General features: G+C 71.2%; 4 protein-coding genes. 2 read left to right on the top strand and 2 right to left on the bottom strand.

Going from position 1 to position 2514, the window contains the following annotated elements; all coding sequences use genetic code 11:
* Positions 1 to 433: 433 nt before the first annotated feature.
* Together RTM68_RS18275 and RTM68_RS18270 are read right to left on the bottom strand one after the other, a co-directional pair.
* Positions 434 to 904: a CinA family protein gene (locus RTM68_RS18275; protein WP_312173712.1), complete on the bottom strand. Its 471-nt coding sequence runs from the start codon at positions 902 to 904 to the stop codon at positions 434 to 436.
* Between the two features lie 89 nt (positions 905 to 993).
* Positions 994 to 1530 (bottom strand): FHA domain-containing protein, encoded by a 537-nt coding sequence (locus RTM68_RS18270; protein WP_312173710.1) that lies wholly within the window; start codon positions 1528 to 1530, stop codon positions 994 to 996.
* Positions 1531 to 1717: 187 nt separating this feature from the next.
* On the opposite strand from RTM68_RS18270, the gene RTM68_RS18265 reads away from it, so the two are divergent.
* Complete coding sequence (locus RTM68_RS18265) at positions 1718 to 2077, top strand: ATP-dependent DNA ligase (protein WP_312173709.1); 360 nt, start codon at positions 1718 to 1720, stop codon at positions 2075 to 2077.
* A 49-nt stretch (positions 2078 to 2126) separates the two neighbouring features.
* On the top strand, positions 2127 to 2514 hold a 388-nt coding region (locus RTM68_RS18260), incomplete at its 3' end, for an EamA family transporter (protein ID WP_396654251.1).

Raw genomic sequence — 2514 nt, 5'->3', positions numbered from 1 at the left:
GGTCGAGGTGCTCGACCCGAATCAGAAGCGCGTCGCTCTCGCGGCGCGCTTCGGCGCCGCGCCGCTCGACCGCGAGCCCGAGATCGTCATCGAGGCCTCGGGGCATGCGGTCGCCGACGCTCTCGCCGGCGTCGCGACCGGGGGTACCGTCGTGCTCGTCGGCAGTGTCTTCCCCGCTGACCCTGTGCCGTTCGATGCCGAGAGCATCGTGCGTCGGCTCGTCACGGTGAGCGGGGTGCACAACTACACCGGCACCGAGCTCGCCGATGCGGTGGCCTTCCTCGCCGGCCGGGGGCGCGCCTATCCGTTCGCGGATGCGGTGGGCGAGGTGCGCCAGCTCGCGGCGATCGACGAGGCGCTGCTCGCCGCAGCCGCCGCAGACGCGCCGTTGCGGATCGGACTCGTCCCCGGTCGGCGACCGGGGTTCGCTCTGTCAGGGCTTCTGCGCGTCTCCGCGGCGCGGACCCACCGGGTGCAGACTCTCGGCATGGAAGGCGAGAAGCCTCGCGGCGATCTCGACGGCCTCGTCGAGCACCTGTCGCGGGTCACCGGTGAGTGCGAGCATCCGATGTCCGATGCCGTCGTTCGAGGCCCAGCCGAGGTAGACCGTGCCGGCCTCGTGACCGCCCTCGGCATCGGGCCCGCCCACACCGGTCGTCGAGACGCACAGGTCGGCGTCGAAGAGGCGGCGGCCGCCGTCGGCGAGCTGTTCGGCGCAGACCGCCGACACGGGATCGGTGCCGGGGGTCACTCCCAGCACCCGTTCCTTGATGTCGGGGCGGTAGGCGACGACGCCGCCGGCGAACCAGTCGCCGGCACCCTCGACCGCTCCCACCGTGCTCGCGAAGCGACCGGAGGTGAGCGACTCGACGACGCAGACCCGCAGGCCGCGCTCACGCGCCACCTCGCCGAGCCTCTCGAGGACCGACGACGCGGAGTTCACCTCTGCCTCGGTGACGTCTTCCGTCAGGTCTTCCGTCAGCCCGTCAGCGGTCACCGGGCGTTCTCGTCCGTCGAGCCCGTCTCATCCGTCGCGGGCGTCGGAGAGTCGGTCGTCGCGCTGGCCTCGTCGGAGTAGTCGGGGCGGTCCGGCTGCAGCGGCTGGTCGGAGTACTCCCCGCCCTGGCGTCCGCCGAAGGGGCGGCCGTGGTCGGCGAACTCGTCGCGGGCGAAGACCAGCTCCCAGGCGCCCACCGTGAACCGGGCGCCGGTGCGCAGGGTCTGCGTGCGCTCGCCGGGGTGTGTGGCGTCGGCGGACGGGTTGGTGTTCATCTCACCCTCGCCGTGCAGCTCGAGCACGTACTCGTCGCGCTCGTCGTGAGTGATCGTCGCGTGCACGGGGTCGGCACCGTCGAGGCGCAGTTCGAGATCGGCAGCGGATCCGATGCGCACGACCTCGGCCTCGAGAGCGAATTCGCTCCGCTCGTCGTCGCGTGTGACACGCAGCCGGGGGTTGCCCGCGCCGAACTCGGCGTGGGTCGTGGTGGGCGTGTATCCCTCGTCGGGACGATCGTCGATGTGTCGTGCCATGATCAGGCCTCCTCGCTGTCATCACCGACGCTAGGGGGTCGGTGGGGTCGCTGTCAGGGGGTTGACTTCCGACGAGCATTCCGGAGTATCTCTCGCATATGATCGGGCTACGCCGATGACCGTCGGTCCGGCAGAAGGTGCCGGTGGGGAGCACAGGTCGATCGTGTGGAGGCAGAGGGAGGCCTGCATGGGAAAGTTCATCTACGAGGGCAACGTCAAGACGGAGATCGAGGATCGCACCCTCACCCACCTGCAGCTCGTGATCACCGCGAAGCTGCGGCGGGCCGAGCCGTTCCCGTTCAGCTGGCGCGAGGACTCCAGCGTCGGGGGAGGCCGCACGACGGTGTGGATCCAGCCCGGCAGCGCGCTGGTCTTCAAGTACTACGGCAGCCGGCAGCCGTCGATCAACCGTGCGTGGATCGAAGCACTCGCCTTCACCGCCAACACGCCGAGCGGTCTGCACGTGGTGCCCGAGCCCAGCGAGACGCACGGCGCGGCGGCAGCGGCGGCCGAGAACGCGTCTCTCGACTCGAATCCGCCGCTCTGAGTCGAGCCTGAGCGCGAGCGGGGTCACACCACCCGCGTAGGCTGGTCCGGTGCAGAAACCCGCGTCCTCGCGTGCCCTCGTGGGCGTGGCGCTGGTCGTCGTCTCGTGCCTCTCGCTGCCGTTCGGAGCGGCGGTCGCGGCTCAGCTCTTCCCTGTTCTCGGGCCGTGGGGCGTGACGTCGCTGCGGGTCGCGATCGCAGCGCTGCTGCTGCTCGTGATCGTGCGTCCGAGCCCTCGACGGTGGACCCGCGGGCAATGGCTCGCCGCCGTGCTCTTCGGCCTCGCGCTCGCGGCGATGAACGGATTCTTCTACGCCGCGATCGACCGCATCCCGCTGGGGCCCGCGGTCGCGATCGAGTTCCTCGGGCCGCTGGTGCTGGCGGCGGCGCTCACGCGGCGGCGCGCTGACGCCGCGTGGCTCGGCGTCGCCCTGCTCG

It is taken from the genome of Microbacterium sp., from assembly GCF_031988965.1.
Lineage (GTDB): Bacteria > Actinomycetota > Actinomycetes > Actinomycetales > Microbacteriaceae > Microbacterium.
This window is presented reverse-complemented; position numbering and strand designations above follow the sequence as displayed.